This window comes from Mycobacterium sp., assembly GCF_036488105.1.
Classification (GTDB): Bacteria; Actinomycetota; Actinomycetes; order Mycobacteriales; family Mycobacteriaceae; genus Mycobacterium.
Window position 1 is genome coordinate 1 of sequence record NZ_DASXHW010000170.1, and the last position, 22,053, is coordinate 22,053.

The window sequence follows — 22,053 nt, forward strand, 5'->3', positions numbered from 1 at the left end:
AGCGTTGGCTTGTTGCTGACCACCTACTTCGGCTGCATCGTCGGTAAGGGCGATACGCGTGGGTTTCTGCAACTGCCCATCAGCGACGGCACGAACGTGCGGGTGGCAATGCTGCTGGCTGCCGGCTGGTTCGTACTGTTCGCGCTGCCGTTGCTGCTGACCGCGCCTCGGCTGCCCTCGCCGGCCGAGGTCTTCAGCCCCGTGCGCGGCGTGCTCGGCAGCTACCGCAAGCTGTGGCAGGACCTGGTCACCGAATGGCACCGCGACCGGAACCTGGTGTATTACCTGGTCGCCAGTGCGGTCTTTCGTGACGGACTGGCCGGCGTCTTCACTTTCGGCGGCGTGCTCGGCGTCAACGCGTACGGGATCTCGCCGGCCGATGTGCTGATCTTCGGGGTGGCCGCCAGCGTGGTGGCGGCCGTAGGGGCTGTCTTCGGCGGTTTTCTGGACGACTGGGTCGGGTCCAAGCCCGTCATCATCGGATCACTGGCCAGCATCATCGCGGCGGGGCTGACCATGATGGCGTTGTCGGGGCCTCGTGCGTTCTGGCTCACCGGGCTGCTGCTGAGTCTGTTCATCGGCCCGGCGCAGGCATCGGCGCGGACCCTGCTGCTGAGGATGTCCAGCGCCGGAAAAGAAGGTGTGGCCTTCGGCCTCTACACCATGACCGGGCGTGCGGTGTCGTTCGTGGCGCCGTGGCTGTTTTCGGTGTTCGTCGACGTTTTCGGCGCCGTCCGCGCCGGCATGGGCGGCCTGTGCCTGGTGATGGTGGTTGGGCTGCTGATCTTGCTGATTGTGCGTGCCCCGCACCGGATTCTGGCGACCGACGTTTGACTGAGCCGGACTAACCCGACCCGTTGCAGATCGTCAGACCAACACCGCTGCGCTGGTTGATCTCGACTCCGTCTATGGTCACCGTGCATGTGACGTCGTGGCCGATATTCACGATGGTGACGTTCGGCGTCTTGCTGCCGGACTCGGGCAGGCTGACTTCCTTGGTCCACGGCAACCCGACGTTGAACTCGGTCTGCATCATCCCGTCGTTGTCGACGTAAGTGATGCTGATGGCGCGGCCGTCGCCGCTGACGTTGTAGACCACGGTCTGCATCGCGCCGGCGTTAGCCGGCTGGCTGGGCGCAGTGGTGGCCGGTTCGGGTGCGCTCGCCGACGGTGATGGCGACGCTGTCGGAGCCGGGTGCTGCGAACTGGGCGTCTGTGGCAGTGCGGGTACCGCCGTTTGCCTTCTGGCCGTGCCGTTGGCGATCACCAGGGCGATGACCAATGCCGTAACCAGAACGACTGCCACGACCGCGGCGATCCAGAGCCAGCGTGGCGCTCTCGGTCGCCCGGGCTCGGGTTTCTGCGGTGACTGATCTGGCGGAGGCTGACCCTGCTGCCAGTACTGAGGCAGCTTGTCGGTGGGGTGCGTGGAGTTCGGGTCGGGCGGCGAGCCGTAGTAGGGGGGCGGATAGGACGACTGACCGCTGTAAGCCGGGTCGGTGTACGACGGGTAAGGCTGACGCAGTCGTTGCGTTTGTTCGGTCCGCTCTTGAGTAGAACGGGTGTGATCGGGATGACGTCGATCGCTCATGCCCACCTCATTTCTGCAGGGTACCTGCAGCACAACCGTTGGCGCCGAAAACGTCCGATGAACAGTGGCAATGCCCGTCATTCAAGCGCAGCGCCAACGGTCAGGGCGGCGACGGTCATCTCCCGCATCACCGCACGTGACCGCGCCGCGCGCGCAGCCTTGCCGTCGGCCGGCTTCAAGCTGTGCGGAGTGGAGTTGAGCAGACCGAACGCGGCGTGCGCCATCAGCCGGGCGTCGGTTTCGGCAAGTCCCGGTTCGAGTTCGCGCAGCACACCCACCCACACCTCGACGTATTCGCGTTGGGCGCGTCGCACCTGGCGTTCGGCAGCGGCCGGCAGATAGGCAAGGTCGCGATCCTGAATCCGGATGAGGTTGGGCTCACCCAGCGCGAAGTCGAGGTGAAAGTCGATCAAGCCGTTCAGCGCCGCGGCAGCATCGGTCTGACCGGATCGGACCCCGCGGGCGCCGTCGAGCAGGCGAGTGCTGATGCCTACCAGGAGCTCGACCAGCAGCGACTCTTTGTTGGGGAAATGCCGGTAGATCGCCGGGCCGCTGACCCCGGTCGCGGCGCCGATGTCTTCAAGCCGCACCGCCAGAAACCCGCGCTCGGCGAACAGTCGCTCCGCGGCGCCCAGCAGTTGCAGGCGCCGGTCCGATTTGCGTCGGCTGCGGGGGTTCGGCGCCGGGGTGTCGTCGTTACGCTCGACCGGAGCGGACGCTGCCATCCCGCCTCCCTAGACACTTCGGTTAATCGCCACTAACATAGCACGAGTTAGTGACCATTAACCGAAACTGGCCTGCAACCGATGACCTCACCGGCGGAAAACCGCGCCGCGCACACTGCGCTCGTTGCACAGTTGCGCGACAAGCTGGCCACGGCCGCCCTGGGTGGTTCGGAGCGCTCCCGGGCCCGCCATGTCGAGCGAGGCAAACTGCTGCCCCGCGATCGCGTCGACGGGCTGCTCGACTCCGGCAGCCCGCTGCTCGAAATCGCGCCGCTCGCGGCCGACGGGATGTACGACGACGAATGCCCCGGGGCCGGCATCATCACCGGCATCGGCAGGATCTCGGCCCGCGAATGCATGATCGTGGCCAACGATGCGACGGTCAAAGGCGGCACCTATTACCCGATTACCGTCAAAAAGCACCTGCGCGCCCAGGAGATCGCGAGCCAGAACCGGCTGCCCTGCATCTATCTGGTCGACTCCGGCGGCGCCTTCCTGCCCCGCCAAGACGAGGTCTTCCCCGACCGCGATCACTTCGGCCGGATCTTCTACAACCAGGCCAATCTTAGCGCGCAGGGCATCCCGCAGATTGCCGCCGTGTTGGGATCATGCACGGCCGGCGGTGCCTACGTTCCTGCTATGAGCGACGAGGCAGTGATCGTTGGTAACCAGGGCACCATCTTTCTCGGCGGCCCGCCACTGGTGAAGGCGGCCACCGGGGAAGTCGTATCGGCCGAGGATCTCGGTGGCGGAGAACTGCATTCGAAAATCTCCGGTGTCACCGATCATCTCGCCCACGACGACCGCGACGCGTTGCGCATCCTCCGGCGCATCGTCTCGACGGTGGGGCCGCGCGAACCGCGGATCTGGGATATGTCGCCCACCGTTGATCCGATTGCCGACCAATCAGAGCTCTACGACGTGGTGCCCGTCGACCCGCGGATCCCCTACGACGTGCACAACGTCATCACCCGACTCGTCGACGGCGGCGAATTCGCCGAGTTCAAAGCCGAATACGGCAGCACCCTGGTCACCGGATTCGCCCACATCCACGGCCACCCGGTCGGCATCATCGCCAACAACGGGGTGTTGTTCTCCGAATCCGCCGTCAAGGGTGCGCATTTCATCGAGCTCTGTGACAAGCGGCTGGTGCCGCTGCTGTTCCTGCAGAACATCTCGGGGTTCATGGTCGGCCGCGACTACGAGGCCGGCGGCATCGCCAAACACGGGGCCAAGATGGTGACCGCGGTGGCCTGCGCGCGGGTGCCCAAGCTCACGGTCGTGATCGGCGGGTCCTACGGCGCAGGCAACTACTCGATGTGCGGGCGGGCGTATTCGCCGCGCTTCCTGTGGATGTGGCCCAACGCCCGGATTTCGGTCATGGGTGGAGAGCAAGCGGCGTCGGTGCTGGCAACGGTGCGCGGAGATTTGACCGCCGAGGAGGAGGAAGCGTTGAAGGCGCCGATTCGCGCGCAGTACGAACACCAGGGCAACCCGTACTATTCGACTGCGCGGCTGTGGGACGACGGCGTCATCGATCCTGCTGATACCAGAACCGTTGTCGGTCTTGCACTTTCGGTGATATCCCGCGCGCCGGTCGATCCGGTGTCATACGGCGTCTTCCGGATGTGAGCGCGATGGGTTTCGATACGGTTCTGGTAGCCAACCGGGGCGAGATCGCCGTCCGGGTGATTCGCACACTTAAGGCGATGGGCATCCGGTCGGTTGCGGTGTACAGCGACGCCGACGCTAATGCGCTCCACGTCGCTTTGGCGGACGTCGCGGTCGCGATCGGCCCAGCGCCCGCACGTGACAGTTACCTGAACATCGCCGCTATCGTTGACGCGGCCGTGCGCACCGGAGCTCAGGCCGTTCACCCTGGCTACGGGTTCCTCTCGGAGAACGCCGATTTCGCGGCGGCACTGGCTGCCGCGGAAGTGACGTTCATCGGGCCGCCGGTGGGCGCCATCCAGACCATGGGTGACAAGATCGCGGCCAAGGTCACCGTGTCGGCTTTCGGTGTGCCGGTGGTTCCCGGTATCGCGCGGCGTGGCCTGAGCGACCAGGAACTGATCGCGGCCGCCGAGGAGATCGGCTACCCGGTTCTCGTCAAACCGTCCGCCGGCGGCGGCGGCAAGGGCATGCGCATGGTCGAGCAGTCGGCCGACCTGCCCGCCGCGCTGGTCAGCGCCCGTCGGGAATCGGCCGCCGCGTTCGGCGACGACACACTGTTCCTGGAGCGATTTGTGCTGCGCCCCAGGCACATCGAGGTTCAGGTATTGGCCGACACGTACGGCAACGTCGTGCACTTCGGCGAGCGGGAGTGCAGCCTGCAGCGCCGCCATCAGAAGGTCATCGAGGAGGCGCCGTCACCGCTGCTGGACGCCGAAACTCGGGCGCGAATCGGCGCCGCTGCATGCGATACCGCGCGCAGTGTCGACTACACCGGCGCGGGCACGGTGGAGTTCATCGTGTCGGCCGACCGGCCCGACGAGTTCTTCTTCATGGAGATGAACACCCGGCTGCAGGTCGAGCATCCGGTCACCGAGCTGGTCACCGGCTGGGATCTGGCCGAGTGGCAGGTCCGGATCGCGGCGGGGGAGAAGCTGACCGTGAGTCAGGCTGACATTGCCTTACAGGGCCACGCGATTGAAGCGCGGGTCTACGCCGAAGACCCGGCGCACGGCTTCCTGCCGACCGGTGGCGACGTGCTGGCAGTGGTGGAACCCGATGCGGCGGGCGTGCGGATTGATTCGGGCTTGTCGGCCGGGATGGTGGTCGGCACCGACTACGACCCGATGCTGGCGAAAGTCATTGCACATGGCCCGGATCGGGCCGCCGCGCTGCGAACCCTGGATCGGGCTTTGGCCGGCACCGCAGTGCTCGGGGTGGTCACCAACATCGAGTTCGCCCGGTTTCTGCTGGCCGATCCCGATGTCGTCGCAGGCCGCCTCGACACCGGGCTATTGGACCGTCGCGCCGGCGATTTCGTCGCGGCAGCACCCGCCGACGACCAGTTCATCGCCGCGGCGGTTTTCCGCTGGTTGCGATCCTTCCCCGGACCGGGTGCCGACCTGTGGGAGGTGCCGACCGGGTGGCGAGTCGGGCGCCGGGCGCCGGTCAGCATCCGGCTGCGGGCCGGGGAACGCACCGACCACGTCCACATCTCCGGTGCGCCGGACGGTGCTGACGTCCACATCGAGGACGGCGAATCCCGTTCCCTGCAAGCCGCTTTGACGGGCGACCAGCTGACAGTGACGCTCGACGGGCTGCGCGCCAAGTACACGGTCGCCGCGGCGGACCACAAGATCTGGCTGGCCGGCGACGGCATCTTCGCGGTGCTCGAGGAGGTGCGCGAAGCGCCGGTGCGCGAGGACGAAGCGCACAGCGGCGACGCCGAATTGACCAGCCCCATGCCCGGCGCGGTTGTCGCGGTCAGCGTCAGCGACGGCGCCGAGGTCGAGGCGGGCGCGGTTGTCGTCACGGTCGAGGCGATGAAGATGGAGCACGCGATGACGGCACCCGTCGAGGGTGTGGTCGAGCTCCTCGTCGCCGTGGGCGACCAAGTCAAGGTGGGTCAGCCGCTGGCCCGGATTGCCGCGAACATCAACGCAACACCAGAAGCAGAGGATGGTGCTCATGAGTGATTTCTTGTCGACCGGAACACTGCCGGACGAATACCAACAGTTGGCCAAGACGGTCCGCGATTTCGCCCAGAGCGTCGTCGCGCCGGTGGCCGCACGGCACGACGCCGAACACTCCTTCCCCTACGAAGTCGTCGCCGGCATGGCCGAGATGGGCCTTTTCGGTCTGCCGTTCCCCGAGGAGTGGGGCGGGATGGGTGGCGACTACTTCGCGTTGTGTCTGGCGCTGGAGGAGCTCGGCAAGGTCGACCAGAGTGTGGCGATCACGCTGGAGGCCGGTGTCTCACTGGGCGCCATGCCCGTGTACCGGTTCGGCACCGACGAGCAGAAGCGGGACTGGTTGCCGGAGTTGGCCAGTGGTCGTGCGCTGGGCGCGTTCGGTCTGACCGAACCGGGCGGCGGCACCGACGCCGGCGCGACCAAGACCACCGCGCAACTCGACGACGGCCAGTGGGTGATCAACGGCTCAAAGCAGTTCATCACCAACTCCGGCACCGACATCACCAAGCTGGTCACCGTCACGGCCGTGACCGGCGAGCGCGATGGTAAGAAAGAGATCTCGTCGATCCTGGTTCCGGTGCCGTCGCCGGGATTCACCGCGGAACCCGCCTACGACAAGGTCGGCTGGAACGCCTCGGACACCCATCCACTGAGCTTCGACGACGTACGGGTACCTGAAGAGAACCTGCTCGGTGAACGCGGCCGCGGCTACGCCAACTTCCTGCGCATCCTCGACGAGGGCCGCATCGCGATCGCCGCGCTGTCCACCGGCGCCGCGCAGGGATGCGTCGACGAGAGCGTCAAGTACGCGCGGGAACGCGAGGCGTTCGGTCAGGCGATCGGCCGGTACCAGTCCATCGCGTTCACGATCGCGCGTATGGAAGCCCGCGCGCATACCGCCCGCACCGCCTACTACGACGCCGCGGCGCTGATGCTGGCCGGTAAGCCGTTCAAGAAGCAAGCGGCGATCGCCAAGCTGGTCGCCAGCGAGGCGGCCATGGACAACGCCCGAGACGCCACGCAGATTCACGGCGGCTACGGGTTCATGAATGAATTCACGGTGGCCCGGCATTACCGGGACAGCAAGATTCTCGAGATCGGTGAGGGGACCACTGAGGTGCAGTTGATGTTGATCGCCCGCGAGGTGGGCCTGTGACGAATGGTGAGCAGCCGCTACGCGAAGTCGTTCAGCGCGGGCTGTGGTTCGAAGAATTCGAGACCGGCGTGCGATACCTGCATCGTCCGGGGCGGACCATCACCGAGGCCGACAACGTGTTGTTCACGACGTTGACGATGAACACTCAGGCCCTGCACCTGGATGCCGCATTCTCCGACGCGCTGCCGCCGTTCAATCAGCGGCTGGTGAACTCGATGTTCACCTTGTCGACCCTGGTCGGGTTGTCGGTCACGCAGCTGACTCAGGGCACCATTGTCGGCAACCTTGGGTTCTCCGAGATTGCTTTTCCCAAACCGCTTTTCCACGGTGACACGTTGTACGCCGAGACGGTCATCGTCGAGAAGCGGGCATCGAAGAGCCGTCCCGGCGAGGGCATCGTGACGTTCGCGCATACCGGTCGCAACCAGCACGGCGACGTGGTCGCCACCGCGAACCGCAAGACCATGGTGCGGATGCGACCGGCTGAGGCCGGCGGCTGATGGGTCTGCAGAATCCAGGACCGGCGTGGCTGTTCTGCCCGGCGGACCGCCCTGAGCGCTACCAAAAGGCCGCAGCCGCAGCCGATGTCGTGATCCTCGACCTCGAAGACGGGTGTGCGGCCGCTGATCGGCCCGCCGCGCGCACAGCACTGGTCGACGCCCAACTCGATCCGGCCCGCACCGTGGTGCGCGTCAATCAGTTCGGCACCGCCGATCAGGAGCTTGATCTACAAGCCCTGAAGCACACTCCGTACGACACCGTCATGCTGCCGAAATGTGAAGCGGTCGAACATGTTAGCGCTCTTGCTCCGATGAACGTGATTGTGCTCGTCGAATCACCAATGGGCGCACTGGCCGTAACCGAGACCGTCCAGGTGGACAACGCGATCGCCGTGATGTGGGGCGCTGAGGACCTGTTCGCCGTTCTGGGTGGGACGGCCAACCGGTACCCGGACGGCAGCTACCGCGAAGTTGCCCGCCATGTTCGCTCGCAGTCGTTGTTGGCGGCCAAGGCGCACGGCCGGCTGGCCCTGGACTCGGTCTATCTCGACATCAAAAATCTCGATGGGCTGCGCGCCGAGGTCGATGACGCGGTGGCCGTCGGCTTTGATGCGAAGGTTGCTATCCACCCCAGCCAGGTGCCGGTGATACGGGCCGGTTATGCGCCGTCCCCCGACCAGGTTCAGTGGGCACGACACGTTCTCGCCGCTGCCGTCGATGAACGCGGCGTCTTCGCATTTGAGGGCATAATGGTGGATGCGCCCGTGTTGCGGCGAGCCGAGCGGATCGTGCACCTGGCAGGTGAAGCCGGCTCGTAGCAGCCTCGGTATTGGGGTTTGCTCTGACCCGCCGCACGCCTGCGCGTAGGAGGCGGTATGGCCGAGGTCACTCACCCGCCAATCACTGTTGACCTCGAGCCGATACAGCTCGTCGGCCCGGACGGGTCGCCGACGGCGGAGACACGCTACAGCCGTGAACTGCCCGCGGAGACACTGTGCTGGCTCTACGAGATGATGGTGGTCACCCGCGATGTCGACGGAGAATTCGTCAACCTGCAGCGCCAAGGTGAGCTCGCGCTTTTCGCGTCGTGCTGCGGCCAAGAGGCGGCGCAGGTCGGCGCGACGGCTTGCCTTCGTAAGACCGACTGGCTGTTTCCGCAATACCGCGAATTGGGCGTCTACCTCGTCCGCGGTATCGCTCCCGGTCAAGTCGGCGCCGCCTGGCGCGGAACATGGCACGGCGGACTGGATTTCACCAAGAAGTGCTGCGCCCCGATATCGGTTCCGATCGGCACCCAGACGCTGCATGCCGTCGGCGCCGCTATGGCTGCGCAGCGACTCGGCGAGGATTCGATCACGGTCGCCTTTCTCGGCGACGGCGCCACCAGTGTGGGCGACGTACACGAGGCGCTGAATTTCGCCGCGGTGTTCACAGCGCCGTGTGTGTTCTACGTGCAGAACAATCAGTGGGCGATCTCGGTTCCGCTGAGCAGCCAGACCGCCGCACCGTCCATCGCGCACAAGGCAATTGGGTACGGCATGCCCGGCATCCGGGTGGACGGCAACGACGTGCTGGCCTGCTATGCGGTGATGGCCGAAGCCGCCGCGCGGGCCCGGACCGGCGGCGGGCCGACACTGATCGAAGCCGTCACGTATCGGTTGGGCCCGCACACCACGTCCGACGATCCCACCCGATACCGCAGCCAGGACGAACTGGACCTATGGCAGACGCTGGACCCGATTCCGCGCTACCGCGCATACCTCGACAGCCAGGGCTTGTGGTCGCAAAGGCTCGAGGACAGGATCGCCGCGCGGGCCAAACGCCTGCGCGCCGATCTACGTGACGCGGTGTTCGCGGCCCCCGATATCGACATCGACGAAGTATTCACCTCGGTCTACGCCGAGATGACGCCCGGTCTCGAAGCCCAACGCCAACAGTTGCGCGCTGAAATCCTCCGGGAGGCATGATGACTCAGATCGCCGAACCGCCGACGTTCGGGACCACAGCAGTACCGGAGGTGCCGTCGGCCGACGCGCTCATCGCGTCGCCACTGACCATGGTCCAGGCGCTCAACCACGCATTGCACGACGCGATGGCCGCAGATGACCGGGTGCTCGTCTTCGGCGAAGACGTCGCGACGTTAGGCGGAGTCTTCCGGGTCACCGAGGGTCTGACCGCGACGTTTGGCCCGCAGCGATGCTTCGATACTCCCTTGGCCGAGTCCGCGGTGATCGGCATCGCGGTAGGCCTGGCGCTGCGCGGATTCGTGCCGGTGCCCGAGATCCAGTTCGACGGATTCTCCTACCCGGCTTTCGATCAGGTGGTCAGCCATCTGGCCAAATACCGGACCCGCACTCGCGGTCAGGTCAACATGCCCGTCACGGTGCGCATCCCGTCATTTGGTGGCATTGGCGCCGTCGAGCATCATTCCGAGTCCACCGAGTCGTACTGGGCGCACACCGCAGGCTTGAAAGTTGTTGTCCCGTCGACGCCGTCGGATGCCTACTGGTTGCTGCGCCACTCGATCGCATGTCCGGACCCGGTGATGTTTCTGGAACCCAAGCGCCGCTACTGGGGCCGCGAAGTCGTGGACACCACATGCCCCGCCCCGGGGATCGGGCAGGCGGCGGTGCGCCGTGCCGGCACCGACGTCACCGTCCTGACCTACGGAGGTCTGGTGGGCACGGCGCTGTCGGCCGCTGAGATGGCTGCGCAGCAACAGGGTTGGAGCCTTGAGGTCGTCGATCTGCGGTCGTTGGTGCCGCTGGATTTCGATACGGTTGCCGCGTCGATTCGCCGCACCGGGCGGTGTGTGGTGCTGCACGAGGGGCCGCGGAGCCTGGGTTATGGGGCGGGGCTGGCGGCTCGCATCCAAGAGGAACTGTTCTACGAACTCGAAGCACCGGTGTTGCGCGCCTGCGGGTTCGACACCCCCTATCCGCCGGCACGGCTGGAGAAGCTGTGGCTGCCCGGCCCGGACCGGCTGCTCGATTGCGTCGGGCGTGCGCTGGAGCAACCGTGAACCCGGGCGCCGACGATGACCGCGTCAAAGTGTTCGTCGTGCCCGATCTCGGCGAGGGTCTGGAAGAGGTGACGCTGTCGTGCTGGCGCGTCGACGTCGGCGACGACATCGAACTCAACCAACCGTTGTGTTCGGTGGAGACGGCGAAGGCCGAAGTGGAGATACCCAGCCCGTATGCGGGCCGAGTCGTCGAGATACGCGGGGCCGAAGGTGATGTGCTGGCCGTCGGTTCGCTGCTGGCCCGCATCGACAGTGCGCCGGCGACCAACGGGGAGGTAATCGCACGCAACCCGATCCTTGTCGGATACGGCGCCGATGATGCGCTGGACACCAGCCGTAGGCGGCCCAAAGCCAAACCGAGCGTGCGGAAGTTGGCTGCCGACCTACTCGTGGACCTGAACGACATACCGGCCGGTGACGACGGCTTGATCGGTCGGGATGCGGTACTGGCGGTCGCCGGAGTCGGTGCCGAACGACCGGGTGTGTCCTACGATGTGCTGCCGGTTCGCGGGGTGCACGCCCACATGGCGGAGCGAATGAGTCTGTCGCGCAATAACATTCCTGATGCGCATGCGAGCGTGAACGTCGACTGCACGGGTCTGATCCGGCTTCGCGACCACCTGAGCGCAGTCGTCGGTGGCGACGACGAGGTCATCTCGCCGTTTGTGCTCACTCTGCGATTACTCGTCATCGCCTTGACGCACAACAAGATTCTGAACTCCACCTGGGTGGACGGCCCGAACGGCGCGCAGGTGCACTCTCACCACGCGGTTCATCTGGGCTTCGCGGTCACGACCCCGCGCGGCCTGCTGGTCCCTGTCATCGCCAATGCACAGGCCAAGAGCACGCGTGAACTCGCGGACTGCGTGGCGCGGCTGATCCGGGACGCCCGGGCCGGCACTCTGAAACCGGCCGAGCTGACGGGCTCGACGTTCACCGTGTCGAACTTCGGAGCTCTCGGACTCGATGACGGCGTCCCGGTGATCAACTACCCCGAAGCCGCAATCCTGGGCATCGGGTCATTGAAGCCGCGGCCGATGGCGGTTGACGACATGGTCGTCGTCCGTCCGCAGATGACACTCACGTGCGCGTTCGATCACCGAATCGCCGACGGCGCCAACGCCGCTGAGTTTCTGGGCGAGCTGCGCAGGCTGATCGAATCGCCGGAAACGGCGCTGCTCGATCTGTAGGGACTATTACCTGCGTTGGGCCGCGGCCAATCGGGCGGCGAACTCCGGTGACTGAATCGAGGTGGCCTGCGGCCCGAGTTCGGTGTCTTTGGCCAGCTCGTGCTGTTCGACGTCAAGCGATCCGGGGCTGGCCGTCGCGCGCATGGTGGCTTTGGTAGCCAGCACGACGTCGCGTGGCGCGGCCGCCGGACCGGCCGCCAGTTCCAAGGCGGCGGCAGCCGGATCGTCGGCGATGCTAAGCGCCAACCCATGTCGCACAGCGGATTCGGCGTCGAAGCGCATGCCGAACAGCAAGGCTGCGCGGGCCACCTGCGGTCCGACTGCCCGCTGCAGCATCCACGTCGCGCCGCCGCCCGGGTGAATCCCCAACTTCTGAAAACGGCCGTCGAACAACGCGTTCGGGCCTGCGATGCGCACATCGGCGGCCAGCGCCAAGTTCAGGCCCGCACCGACCGCAGGGCCGTTGACGGCAGCGATCGTGGGCAGCGCGCACTTGCCGACGGCCATGAACCCGTCGTAGAGCCGAAGCAAACCCTCTTCGGCGGCACTGCCCAGCGCGCTGAGGTCCGCGCCGGCGCAGAACGCTTTACCGGCACCGGTGACGACAACGGCGTGCACACCGCCGTCAGCCTCGGCCCGTTCCACCGCGGCACGTAGCTGTTTCGACATCTCACCGGTAACGGCGTTGCGTCGTTCGGGATCGTTGACGATGATCAGCGCGACGTGATTGTCGATGCTGAACAGCACCAGGTCGGATTGGGGCATCGGGGACCTCCGCAGCTTCGCCGGCGACGGCGCGTACCGCACCATCCGAGAACAGGCGCCACACGTATCCCATCGGCCACAGTGGCACCTGCACTCTGTACCCCCGGCAGGATTCGAACCTGCGACCACAAGATTAGAAGTCATGTGCTCTATCCAGCTGAGCTACGGGGGCCAAAGACTCCAAGCCCAGGTCAGTGTAGCTAACCGACGGGATGGGCACTCACAGTCCGCAACGCCGACGCAAATGTCGTTGGCAGTAATAGTGATTGAGCTAGTGTGAGGCCCGCCACATACGTACGCTACCGACGGCCCGGCTGTTCGCGGGCGGCGTGTGCTCAAAGACGAGGAGTGGCGGGGCATGACCGTAGCCGTAGATGTCAGGGCGCGATACTCGCAGTCGCGCGCAGAAGTGCTGCGTCAGGGGTTGCAGCTGGCTGCCGCGCCGATCGGCGCGTACCGCACCGGCTCACTGCTGCTTCGCGGCTCGCCAACGGTCGCCGGCTTCTTGGCGGGATGGCTCTCTGCCGAATTTCCGCCGCACGTCGTCACCGGGCACGCCCTGTCCGGTGTGGCCCCGCTGTCGATCGGCCGGGTTGCGACGACTTGGGCGGCCCAGCGCGCAGATCGCATCCTCACTGCGGCGCTGCAGGATTCCTTCGGTGCGCAGTACCGCGACTCGGTCTGTCATCCCATCAGCGACCGGCCCGAGCGCCGCGGCGGGATGTTGCACGCCGCCGCCGGGCACCGTCGTTACGCGGCGAAAACGTCAGACATCGCGTACGGCCCGGACACCCGAGACAACTTGCTGGACGTGTGGCGCCATCGGGACATCAAGGTTGGCGACCGGGCGCCGGTGCTACTGCAGATCCCGGGCGGCGCGTGGACCGTCAACGGTCGGCGACCGCAGGGCTATCCGCTGATGAGCAGGATGGCCGAACTCGGCTGGGTCTGCGTCTCGATCGACTACAGCAAGAGCCCTCGCAAATCGTGGCCGGCCCACATCATCGACGTCAAGCGCGCGCTGGCGTGGGTTCGCGAGAACATCGCCGACTACGGCGGCGATCCCGACTTCATAACGGTCACCGGAGGCTCTGCGGGCGGCCACTTGGCCTCGCTGATCGCGCTCACCGCGAACGACCCGCGACTGCAGCCCGGCTTTGAGGAAGTGGATACCACTGTTCAAGCGGCGGCGCCCTTTTACGGCGTTTACGACCTCACCGATGCCGAGAAAATGCACGAGATGATGATGCAGTTCCTCGAGCTTTTCGTCATGAAAGAGCGCTACGCCGACAAGCCCGAACTTTTCGAATTGGCCTCGCCGATTTCGCACGTCCACCGCGGTGCGCCGCCATTTTTCGTCCTGCACGGCGAGAACGATTCGGTGATCCCGACCGTGCAGGCGCGGGCCTTCTGCGACGCACTTCGCGAGGCCGGAGCCGACACTGTGGGCTACGCCGAGCTGCCCAACGCTCACCATGCTTTCGACTTGTTCGCCACAGTCCGATCCCGACTGGCTGCCGACGCCGTCGCTGACTTTTTGGGTGTCGTCTACGGACAGCATGTGCGGTCGCGATCGCGGGTTGCGCGCAAGCACGCTTCACCGACCGGCTGAGTCGGTCCGGCGCGCAACAGTTGCTTATTTCGAATTCGGCAGCAGGTCAGGGCGTTTCGCAAGGCACCCATAGCACGTCTGATCTCGCGTTATGATCCGGACAATCTGCTACCGTCACCGCGCTTACCGGACTACGTTGGAGTTGCCCGCGGCGTCCTGACGATGGGTCGCGCGGTCTGTCTGAAACAGGAGGCTTGAGTGGCGATGGCGGCGTTAGCCGGACGGGGGAGCCGCGGTGGCTGAGCAGGTCGATGCGGCCGGATTGCCCACGGCGCTGGGGCCAGTCGACTACCTCTTGCATCGCGGAGAGGCGAACCCGCGTACCCGCTCGGGGATCATGGCCTTGGAAATTCTGGACACCACGCCGGATTGGGATCGCTTCCGGACCCGTTTCGAGAACGCGTCCCGACGGGCATTACGGCTGCGGCAAAAAGTGGTTGTGCCGACGTTGCCGACGGCCGCGCCGCGCTGGGTGGTCGATCCCGACTTCAATTTGGACTACCACGTGCGCAGGATGCGTGTCTCCGAACCCGGCACGCTGCGGCAGGTATTCGACCTGGCCGAGCTGATGCTGCAATCGCCGCTGGACATCGCCCGACCGCTGTGGACGGCCACTCTGATCGAGGGTCTGCCCGACGGCAAGGCCGCCACGCTGCTGCACCTGTCCCATGCGGTGACCGACGGTGTCGGCAGCGTGGAGATGTTCGCTCACATCTACGACCTCGAGCGCGATCCGGCACCTCAGCCGACGCCGACGCAACCCATACCGGAGGATCTGACGGCCAACGATTTGATGCGCGAAGGGCTCAACCACCTCGCAGCTAACGTGGTCTACGGGGCCGGCGGTGCGCTCTGGGGAGCGGCGTCAATGGTCGGGCGAGCAGTGGCCAATCCCGGCAGGGCGGTGTCGGGTGTGCTCAACTACGCCCGATCAAGCGGGCGGGTGGTCAGCCGGGCCGCTGAACCGTCTCCGCTGCTTCGTCGACGCAGCCTGGCCACCCGCAGCGAGGCCATCGATATCCCGCTGTCCGACCTGCACCGGGCCGCGAAAGCCGGCGGCGGCTCGATCAACGACGCCTACCTGGCCGGTTTGTCCGGTGCACTGGGGCGCTACCACGCGGCGCTCGGCGTGCCGATCTCCACGTTGCCGATGGCGGTGCCGGTCAGCCTGCGGGCCGAGAGCGACGCGGCGGGCGGCAACCGGTTCACCGGGGTGAACCTGGCGGCCCCGATCGGTACTGCGGATCCGGTTGCTCGCATGCAGAAGATCCGCTTGCAGATGACCCAGCGCCGCGACGAGCCCGCGAGGGACATCATCGGTTCGATCGCACCGGTGTTGAGCGTGTTACCGGGACCGCTGCTGGAGTCGATGACGGCCTCGGTCGTCGGCTCCGACGTGCAGGCCAGCAACGTTCCGGTCTATCCCGGCGACACGTTTCTCGTCGGCGCAAAGATCTTGCGGCAGTATGGTATTGGTCCGTTGCCCGGTGTGGCGATGATGGTCGTGCTGATCTCCAGAGGCGGTTACTGCACCATCACCACGCGCTATGACCGCGCCGCCATCCGTGACGAGGCGCTGTTCGCCCGCTGTCTGCTCGAGGGTTTCAACGAACTCCTCGAGCTGGCAGGTGATCCCGCGCCGCAGGCGGTGCCTGCCACGTTCGATACCGAAACGTCTGGCACGTCAAAGCGATCGGTGGCGGGTTCATGACGGGGGAGGATCGCGAGCCGAAGAAACCCGCGCGTGATCTTCGGTTGCCGGGTTCGGTCGCTGAAATCATGGCCAGCCCGCCCGGGCCCAAGATCGGTGCATTCTTCGACTTGGACGGGACCCTGGTGGCCGGTTTTACGGCCGTCATCCTCACCCAGGAGCGGTTGCGGCGCCGCGACATGGGCGTCGGCGAACTGGTCAGCATGGTCACGGCCGGGCTGAATCATCAACTCGGGCGTATCGAATTCGAAGAGCTGATCGGCAAAGCCTCGGCGGCGCTCCGCGGGCGCATACTGAGCGATTTGGATGAGATCGGCGAGCGGCTGTTCGCCCAGCGAATCGAGTCCCGGATCTACCCGGAGATGCGCGAATTGGTGCGCGCACACCTGGCTCGCGGGCACACCGTGGTGCTCAGTTCCTCGGCGCTGACCATCCAGGTCGCCCCGGTAGCCAAGTTCCTCGGCATTGTCAACACGCTCACCAACAAGTTCTAGACCAACGACGATGGAATTCTGACCGGAGGTGTGGTCAAGCCGATTCTGTGGGGACCGGGCAAGGCCGCCGCGGTGCAGAAGTTCGCCGGCGAGAACGGGATTGACCTCAAGGACAGCTACTTCTACGCCGACGGCGACGAGGACGTCGCGCTGATGTATCTGGTCGGCAATCCGCGGCCGACCAACCCGGAAGGCAAGATGGCGGCCGTCGCCAAGCGGCGCGGCTGGCCTATTCTGCGGTTCACCAGTCGCAGTGGGGGCGGCATTACCGCGCAACTGCGCGCGCTGGCCGGGGTCGGCTCGGTGGTTCCGGTCGCCGCCGGCGCGCTGGGGATCGGCCTGCTGACCGGAAGCAGGCGCCGTGGTGTCAACTTCTTCACGGCGACCTGGTCGCAGTTGTTGTTAACTGCCAGCGGTGTGGAACTCAACATTCTGGGCGAGGAGAATCTGACCGCACAGCGGCCCGCGGTATTCATCTTCAACCACCGCAACCAGGCCGACCCGGTCATCGTCGGCGCGCTGATCCGCGACAACTGGGTGGCCGTCGGCAAGAAGGAGCTCGAGAGCGATCCGATCATGGGCACGCTCGGCAAGGTCCTGGACTCGGTCTTCATCGATCGAGATAACCCGACCGCGGCCGTGGAGTCGCTGCACCAGGTCGAGGAGCGGGCCAGGCAAGGGTTGTCGATCATGATCGCGCCGGAAGGCACCAGGCTGGACACCACCAGCGTCGGGCCGTTCAAGAAGGGGCCGTTCCGGATGGCGATGGCGGTGGGAATACCCATCGTGCCGATCGTGATTCGCAACGCCGAGATCATCGCCGCGCGCAACTCCACGACGATGAACCCGGGCACCGTGGATGTTGCGGTGTTTCCGCCGATCTCGGTGCGCGACTGGACAGTTGAGACGCTGTCGGATCGGATCGCCGAGGTGCGCCAACTCTACGTGGACACGTTGGCCGACTGGCCGCTCGACGAGCTGCCCGACCACGACGTGTACCGAAAGAAGGCGCCGCGCAAGATCGCCAAAGCCGCGCCCGCGAAAGCCGCAGCGAAGAAGGCTGCGGCTAAGAAAGCTGCCCCCGCGAAAGCCGCGGCGAAGAAAACGGCCAAGACGACCCAGCCCAAGGCGGCGCCGCGCAAAGCGACCAAGGCCCAACCGAATACGCCTCGGCCAAAGGGGCGATCGTGACCCCGGCTGCCGGCGAGGGTTCGTTCAGCACCACCGACGACACCCTGGTGTTGGCGTCGGCGTCGTCGCCAATGGAATCGGAATTGCTTGCCACATGGCTGGATCAGCAACGTGCCCGCCATCCGGAAACCAAGCTCGAGGTGCTGCCGCTGCCCGAACGGGACGCGTCACCCGGCGCGATGGCGCAACTCGTCGAGCAACTCGAATTGGACGAGGACCGGTCGATCGTGCCGGTGCGAGTCTTCTGGATGCCGCGGGCCGACGCGTCGGCATGGAATCGGGTGGCGGCGTTGATCCCGGGCCGAAATCCCTACCAGCCCAGCGAACGTCAGCAGCGCCACATTCTGCGTACCGACCGTTCACGCGCCCAGGTGGTGGCTGGCGAATCGGCCAAGGTGTCCGAACTTCGTCAGCAGTGGCGCGACATCACCGTCGGCGACAACCCGCGTGACTTCGCGCATTTCGTCACCCGGCGGGCGCTGCTGGCGATGGAGCGCGCCGAGTACCGAATCCTTGGACCGCAATACAAGTCGCCGCGGCTGGTGCGACCGGAGATTCTGGCGTCTGCGCGATTTCGCGCCGGCCTGGAGAAGATCCCGGGTGCCACCATCGAGCAAGCCGGAGAAATGCTCGACGAGCTCGCCACCGGATGGAGCCGAGTTTCGGTCGACCTGGTCTCCGTCCTAGGACGGTTGTTCAGCCGGGGATTCGACCGGGAAATCGACTACGACGAGTATCAAGTTGCGGCGCTGCGCACCGCGCTGGAAGCTCATCCTGCGGTGTTGCTGTTCTCGCACCGGTCCTACATCGACGGCGCGGTGATGCCGGTGGCAATGCAAGAAAATCGGCTGCCGCCGGTGCATGTGTTCGCCGGTATCAACTTGGCATTCGGGGTGATGGGGCCGCTGATGCGCCGCGCCGGGACGATCTTCATCCGTCGCAATATCGGCAACGATCCGCTGTATAAATACGTGCTCCGGGAGTATGTCGGCTATGTGGTGGGGAAGCGTTTCAACCTGAGCTGGTCCATCGAGGGCACCCGTTCGCGCACCGGGAAGATGCTGCCGCCCAAGCTCGGACTGATGAGTTATGTCGCCGATGCTTATCTGGACGGTCGCAGTGATGACATTCTGCTGCAAGGCGTTTCGATCAGCTTCGATCAGCTGCACGAGACCGCCGAGTACGCGGCCTACGCCCGTGGTGGAGAAAAGCGTGCCGAGGGCTTGAGTTGGATGTACAACTTCATCAAGGCCCAGGGTGAACGCAACTACGGCAAGATCTACGTCCGCTTTCCCGAAGCCGTTTCGATGCGAGAGTATCTCGGCCCGTCGCACGGACCGATCGCCGAGGACGAAGACGCCAAACGGCTTGCCCTACAGAAGATGTCGTTCGAAGTCGCCTGGCGGATCCTGCAATGCACCCCGGTGAATGCCACCGGTCTAGTGTCGGCGCTGCTGCTGACCACGCACGGGGTGGCGTTGACTCTGGGGCAACTACACCACACCCTGCAGGACTCGCTCGACTATCTCGAACGCAAGCAAACCCCGATGTCCACCAGTGCGCTGCGGTTGCGTACACCCGAAGGCGTTCGCGCTGCGGTGGATTCCTTGTCCAATGGCCACCCAGTCACCCGGATCGACAGTGGCCGTGAACCGGTGTGGCGCATCACCCCGGAGAACGAGCACACCGCAGCGTTCTACCGCAACTCGGTGATCCACGCATTTCTGGAGACCGTCATCGTCGAACTGGCGCTCGCGCACGCCGGGCACGCCGACGGTGATCGGCTGGAGGCGTTCTGGAAGCAGGCCATGCGGCTGCGCGACCTGTTGAAGTTCGACTTCTACTTCGCCGATTCGGCGTCATTCCGGCAGAACATCGCCGAAGAGATGGCGTGGCATGAGGATTGGGAAGCGCACGTCGCCGGCGGCGCCGCCGAGATCGACGCGATGCTGTACGCGAAGCGGCCGCTGATGTCGGACGCGATGTTGCGGGTGTTCTTCGAGGCTTACGAGATCGTGGCCGACGTGCTGCGCGATGCTCCGGCGGATATCGGCGAAAAGGAGCTGACCCAGTTGGCGCTCGGCGTCGGCAAGCAGTACGTCGCGCAAGGTCGGGTACGCAGCAGCGAGCCGGTGTCGACGTTGTTGTTCGCCACCGCGCGCCAAGTCGTCGCCGATCAGGATCTGCTCAAACCCGGCCCGGACCTGCCCGAGCGCCGAATCGCGTTTCGCCGCGAATTACAGGCAATCCTTCAGGATTTCGACCACGTCGCGCAGATTGCGCGCAGCCAGTTCGTGGCCCGCGAGGCCGAGGCACGCGGTGCAGATCGCCCGTAGGAGGCGCGACCGTACGCTTGGTCTATGACGGATGCTCCGGCCGCTCGCCGCCGCGCGGTGGCGTGGCCGCTGCTCGTCGGGGTGGCCACGTTGGCCGGCTGCACCGCGGCGGGCATCGGCGCGCTGTCGCTGGCGGCCGCGCTGACCGCCACCGGGTTACCCGATCCCGGTCCGGTGACCACGATTGGCCTGCCGTTTGTCCGGGCTGCCGGTGAGATCGCGGCCGTCGTGGCCGTCGGATCCTTCCTGATCGCCGCCTTTTTGGTGCCGCCACAAGACAACGGTGTCCTCGATGTCGACGGCTATCGCGCGTTGCGGGTGGGAACGGTGGCGGCCGGGGCATGGGCGGTGTGCGCCGCCCTGCTGGTGCCGCTGACCATTTCCGACGTCTCCGGTCAGCCGATCAGCGCCCACCTGAACCCGGCGACGCTGTGGTCGCTGGCCAGCCTGATCAACATCTCGACGGCGTGGCGGTGGACCGCGCTGCTGGCCGCCGCGCTGACGGTGGCCAGCCTGCCGGTGCTGCGCTGGTCATGGACGCCGCTGCTGCTGGCCGGGTCACTGGCCACCCTGCTACCGCTGGGGTTGACCGGTCACTCGTCGGCCGGCGGTTCGCACGACCTGGCCACCAACAGCTTGCTGATCCACCTGTTCGCCGCCAGCCTGTGGGCCGGTGGCCTGCTGGCGTTGCTCGTCCACGTTTTCCGCGGCGGACAGCACGCCGACCTTGCTTCGCGGCGATTCTCGGTGATCGCGTTGTGGTGCTTTGTCGCGATGGCGGTCAGCGGGGTCGTCAACGCGCTGGTTCGGGTGTTGCCGTCGGACCTGCTCACTACCACCTATGGACGGCTGGTGGTCGCGAAGTTTGTCGCCTTGTGTCTGCTCGGCCTCGCCGGGTGGCGGCAGCGACGCACCGGAGTCGTTGCGCTGCAAGCAGATCCGCGCTCGCGCGCCGGCCTGCTTCGGCTGGCGCTGATCGAGGCGGTGCTGTTCGGCCTGACGTTCGGTGTCGCCGTCGGCCTCGGTCGCACGCCTCCGCCGCCACTACCGATCGGCGTGCCCTCGATTTCCGACGTGAAAATCGGCTACGAGTTCCCCGGGCCGCCGACCCCGGCCCGGGTGCTGTTCGATTGGCGGTTCGATTTGATCTTCGGCACGGCGGCCATCGTGTTCGCCGGGCTGTACCTGGCCGGGGTCCTCCGGCTGCGGCGTCGCGGCGACGCGTGGCCGATGGGCCGGACCGTGGCCTGGTTGCTGGGCTGTACGGCGCTACTGTTCGTCAGCTCCTCGGGTGTGGGCCGGTACATGCCGGCGATGTTCAGCATGCACATGGCGGCGCACATGCTGCTGTCGATGCTGGTCCCGATCCTGCTGGTGTTGGGTGGGCCGGTCGGCCTGGCGTTGCGGGCACTTCCGGCAGCCGGCCGTGGCGACCCGCCCGGGATGCGGGAGTGGCTGCTTGCCGCGCTGCACAGCCGGATATCGAGGTTCCTGACCAACCCGGTGGTTGCGACCGCCCTGTTCGTCGCCGGCTTCTACGGGCTGTATCTGGGCGGTCTGTTCGATGCCGCGGTCGGTAGCCATATCGGCCACGTCGTGATGAACGTGCACTTCTTGGCCAGCGGCTACCTGTTCTACTGGGTGGTCATCGGTGTCGACCCGACGCCGAGGCCGATCCCGCCGCTGGCGAAGGTGGCGGTGGTCTTCGCGTCGCTGCCGCTGCACGCGTTCTTCGCCGTAATTCTGATGAGCATGCCGAAGGTGCTCGGCGAAAGCTTTTACCACTCGCTGCACCTGAGCTGGCACACCGACCTGCTGGGCGATCAGCGGCTCGGAGGTGGAATGGCTTGGGCCGCAGGAGAAATCCCGCTGGTAGTCGTCATGATTGCGTTGCTGGTGCAGTGGTCCCGCAGCGACCAGCGCGCCGCGCGGCGATTGGATCGCGCAGCCGACCGCGACGACGACGCCGAATTGGCGGCCTACAACGCGATGCTGGCCGAGTTGGCACGGCGCGACACGTCAGGCCAACGCTAAGCGGTCACCGTCACGCCCGCCCCGCCAGGGTCGGGGCACACAATTTGCCCGCCTCGGAGCGAAAACTGCTCGGCACGCACGG

16 protein-coding genes, 1 tRNA gene and 1 pseudogene are annotated in these 22,053 nt (G+C 66.0%); 14 read left to right on the forward strand and 4 right to left on the reverse strand.

The window, feature by feature from the left end; all coding sequences use genetic code 11:
- A partial coding sequence (locus VGH54_RS08845; protein ID WP_331511574.1) for an MFS transporter occupies positions 1 to 834 on the forward strand: 834 nt, incomplete at its 5' end.
- Positions 835 to 844: 10 nt separating this feature from the next.
- Here VGH54_RS08845 and VGH54_RS08850 read toward each other — a convergent pair.
- Positions 845 to 1,591: an MmpS family transport accessory protein gene (locus VGH54_RS08850; protein ID WP_331511575.1), complete on the reverse strand. Its 747-nt coding sequence runs from the start codon at positions 1,589 to 1,591 to the stop codon at positions 845 to 847.
- A gap of 77 nt (positions 1,592 to 1,668) precedes the next feature.
- Positions 1,669 to 2,316 carry a TetR/AcrR family transcriptional regulator gene (locus VGH54_RS08855; RefSeq protein WP_331511576.1) on the reverse strand — a complete coding sequence of 216 codons (648 nt, stop codon included), beginning with the start codon at positions 2,314 to 2,316 and terminating at the stop codon, positions 1,669 to 1,671.
- An 81-nt stretch (positions 2,317 to 2,397) separates the two neighbouring features.
- Here VGH54_RS08855 and VGH54_RS08860 point away from each other — a divergent pair, with 81 nt between their 5' ends.
- Genes VGH54_RS08860 through VGH54_RS08895 form a run of 8 tightly spaced genes read left to right on the forward strand, consistent with a single transcriptional unit; the run spans position 2,398 to position 11,828 of the window.
- Entirely contained in the window at positions 2,398 to 3,948 is a 1,551-nt protein-coding gene (locus VGH54_RS08860) for a carboxyl transferase domain-containing protein (RefSeq protein ID WP_331511577.1), read from the forward strand.
- A 5-nt stretch (positions 3,949 to 3,953) separates the two neighbouring features.
- On the forward strand, positions 3,954 to 5,963 hold the full coding sequence (locus tag VGH54_RS08865) for an acetyl/propionyl/methylcrotonyl-CoA carboxylase subunit alpha (RefSeq protein ID WP_331511578.1): 2,010 nt from the start codon (positions 3,954 to 3,956) through the stop codon (positions 5,961 to 5,963).
- Complete coding sequence (locus tag VGH54_RS08870) at positions 5,956 to 7,116, forward strand: acyl-CoA dehydrogenase family protein (RefSeq protein ID WP_331511579.1); 1,161 nt, start codon at positions 5,956 to 5,958, stop codon at positions 7,114 to 7,116. The genes VGH54_RS08865 and VGH54_RS08870 overlap by 8 nt, the downstream gene beginning before the upstream one ends.
- Positions 7,113 to 7,616, forward strand: coding sequence for a MaoC family dehydratase (locus VGH54_RS08875; RefSeq protein ID WP_331511580.1), 504 nt, complete (start codon positions 7,113 to 7,115; stop codon positions 7,614 to 7,616). Before VGH54_RS08870 ends, VGH54_RS08875 begins: the two co-directional genes overlap by 4 nt.
- A complete protein-coding gene (locus VGH54_RS08880) occupies positions 7,616 to 8,434 on the forward strand; it encodes a CoA ester lyase (RefSeq protein ID WP_331511581.1) in 819 nt (272 codons plus the stop codon). Before VGH54_RS08875 ends, VGH54_RS08880 begins: the two co-directional genes overlap by 1 nt.
- A gap of 57 nt (positions 8,435 to 8,491) precedes the next feature.
- Positions 8,492 to 9,583: a pyruvate dehydrogenase (acetyl-transferring) E1 component subunit alpha gene (gene pdhA / locus VGH54_RS08885; protein WP_331511582.1), complete on the forward strand. Its 1,092-nt coding sequence runs from the start codon at positions 8,492 to 8,494 to the stop codon at positions 9,581 to 9,583.
- Positions 9,583 to 10,638 (forward strand): 3-methyl-2-oxobutanoate dehydrogenase subunit beta, encoded by a 1,056-nt coding sequence (gene bkdB / locus VGH54_RS08890; protein ID WP_331511583.1) that lies wholly within the window; start codon positions 9,583 to 9,585, stop codon positions 10,636 to 10,638. The genes pdhA and bkdB overlap by 1 nt, the downstream gene beginning before the upstream one ends.
- Complete coding sequence (locus tag VGH54_RS08895; RefSeq protein ID WP_331511584.1) at positions 10,635 to 11,828, forward strand: dihydrolipoamide acetyltransferase family protein; 1,194 nt, start codon at positions 10,635 to 10,637, stop codon at positions 11,826 to 11,828. The genes bkdB and VGH54_RS08895 overlap by 4 nt, the downstream gene beginning before the upstream one ends.
- Before the next feature lie 6 nt (positions 11,829 to 11,834).
- Here VGH54_RS08895 and VGH54_RS08900 read toward each other — a convergent pair whose 3' ends face one another.
- Both VGH54_RS08900 and VGH54_RS08905 read right to left on the reverse strand, forming a co-directional pair.
- On the reverse strand, positions 11,835 to 12,593 hold the full coding sequence (locus tag VGH54_RS08900) for an enoyl-CoA hydratase (protein WP_331511585.1): 759 nt from the start codon (positions 12,591 to 12,593) through the stop codon (positions 11,835 to 11,837).
- Between the two features lie 98 nt (positions 12,594 to 12,691).
- Positions 12,692 to 12,765, reverse strand: a tRNA-Arg gene (locus VGH54_RS08905).
- Between the two features lie 186 nt (positions 12,766 to 12,951).
- Here VGH54_RS08905 and VGH54_RS08910 point away from each other — a divergent pair.
- The 5 genes and pseudogenes from VGH54_RS08910 (at position 12,952) to VGH54_RS08930 (ending at position 21,971) form a co-directional block, all read left to right on the forward strand.
- On the forward strand, positions 12,952 to 14,205 hold the full coding sequence (locus tag VGH54_RS08910; RefSeq protein WP_331511586.1) for an alpha/beta hydrolase: 1,254 nt from the start codon (positions 12,952 to 12,954) through the stop codon (positions 14,203 to 14,205).
- Positions 14,206 to 14,440: 235 nt separating this feature from the next.
- Positions 14,441 to 15,916, forward strand: coding sequence for a wax ester/triacylglycerol synthase family O-acyltransferase (locus VGH54_RS08915; RefSeq protein ID WP_331511587.1), 1,476 nt, complete (start codon positions 14,441 to 14,443; stop codon positions 15,914 to 15,916).
- Positions 15,913 to 17,601: pseudogene (locus tag VGH54_RS08920) on the forward strand (HAD-IB family hydrolase). The gene VGH54_RS08915 and the pseudogene VGH54_RS08920 overlap by 4 nt, the downstream one beginning before the upstream one ends.
- Positions 17,595 to 19,937: a glycerol-3-phosphate 1-O-acyltransferase gene (locus tag VGH54_RS08925; RefSeq protein ID WP_331511590.1), complete on the forward strand. Its 2,343-nt coding sequence runs from the start codon at positions 17,595 to 17,597 to the stop codon at positions 19,935 to 19,937. The pseudogene VGH54_RS08920 and the gene VGH54_RS08925 overlap by 7 nt, the downstream one beginning before the upstream one ends.
- 24 nt (positions 19,938 to 19,961) lie before the next feature.
- A complete protein-coding gene (locus tag VGH54_RS08930) occupies positions 19,962 to 21,971 on the forward strand; it encodes a cytochrome c oxidase assembly protein (protein WP_331511588.1) in 2,010 nt (669 codons plus the stop codon).
- The last annotated feature ends 82 nt before the right edge of the window (positions 21,972 to 22,053 follow it).